This window comes from Desulfovibrio sp. 1214_IL3152 (genome assembly GCF_036763055.1).
In the GTDB taxonomy this organism is placed as follows: Bacteria; Desulfobacterota; Desulfovibrionia; order Desulfovibrionales; family Desulfovibrionaceae; genus Desulfovibrio.
Map to the genome: position 1 here is coordinate 1 of NZ_JBAIYW010000516.1, position 1611 is coordinate 1611.

A 1611-nucleotide genomic window follows, 5' to 3' on the forward strand; every position below is an offset into this window, starting at 1 on the left:
CGTGTGGCACTGGCGCGGGCGCTGGTGCTCCGCCCGAAACTTTTGCTGCTTGATGAGCCGTTTGCTGCCCTGGACGCCATTACACGCTCGCGCATGCAGGGGCTTTTGGCGGAGCTGCAGGCACGAACCGGAGTCACCGTGCTGATGGTCACCCACGATGTGGCAGAGGCCTGCCTTTTGGCGGATACTGTTCATTTGATGGGAACAGGCGCGGGAATTGCGGCAACCTGGGCTGTGGATGCCCCGCGCCCCAGAGATGTGGATGACCCCGCCCTTGTTCCGTTCAGGGCGCGGCTTCGCGCAAAATTGGAAGCCGCCATGTGACCCAAAGAAAAATCCCGTACTGAAACAGTGTTGATGCTGTCATCATATGCATGAATACCGCGTCCGATGGCATCAATCTCCAGATTTCCATTAACCACGTCAACATTGGCGCTGCTGTTGGTGCCGGACGAGATGCCCCAGGTGTCTGTTGTTATGCTTACAGACCCATTGGTGGCGGAAAGGTTGTTGGTGCTGTTATCATATGCGGCAACACCATCCCAATCTGCATTGATGGTGATGTCGCCGTCGGTTGTCGTTACAGAATTGACGCTGCCGCCCTGGGCCTGAAGACCTTGTTTCCCGGCGGTTATATTGACGCTGCCGCCTGTTGCAGCAACGCTGTTGGTGGCGTTATTCTGGGCAACCATGCCCCATCCATCGGCGTCAATACTGACATCGCCGTCTTGCGCCGCGACGGTGTTGGAGCCGCCATCTTTTGCCAAAAACCCCGTATCGCCTGCATCAACCACCACTTCGCCGCCGCTGACGGTATTCTTGCCGCCATCGGCAGCGGATACGCCATCACCTGAGACGTTTTGGACATGAACCGAGCCCTTGCCCATATCAATGACGTTTTCGGCTCCGCTGCCCTGCGCGGTTACGCCGTCCGCCACGACAAGCTTGCCGTCGGAGGAAGTGATATGCGTGATGGAGCCTGGCGTCGTGTTCGCAACCCCGGCGTTAAGGGTGATGGTGTTGTAGTCGTCGGCCATACGGGCCGGGTCGGCAGAGCCGCTGGCATGTATGGAGCTGCCGCCGATGACCGTGTCATCCAGGTTGATATTGTCATTGCCCGTGGACGCGACGATCTGGTAGCTGCCGGTCTGTCCCGAACCCTGATGGTATTCGCCCACAGACTCCGTGCCGAAGCCGGAAACCGCCCCGTATTCGGTATCATACGCCTGGGAGTCGAAAGATGATCCGCCGGTGGCGACCACTTCAACGGTGTACTCAAAAACGTGGCCGTCCTTGACCACCGTAACGGTCACAAGTCCTCTCAGGAAATCATCCGGATCAAGGCTTTGCAGTTTGGTAAGCCCGGCTTCGCTGAATTTGAACACCAACTGGCCGTTGATGAATTCCGGTTCGGAAAGCCATCTGCTGTCCCATTCAGGAGAAAAGGCGCAGGAAACGGAATCCGGCCCCGAGGCGGCGCGGGTGATTGCCGCGCCGGACGAAAGGTTCAGCAGGTTGCCGCTGGCGTCCCTGAAAAAGACAGGGGTGCTTACAAAATGGTCTTCGCTGTCGCCGGCGCTGTACAGCACTGCACGCACATCGCCGGCAGGG

Annotated in this window: 1 protein-coding gene; it reads right to left on the reverse strand. The window is 58.6% G+C overall.

Going from position 1 to position 1611, the window contains the following annotated elements; genetic code table 11:
• Positions 1-191: 191 nt before the first annotated feature.
• On the reverse strand, positions 192-1611 hold a 1420-nt coding region (locus V6C07_RS11045; RefSeq protein WP_333536533.1), incomplete at its 5' end, for a hypothetical protein.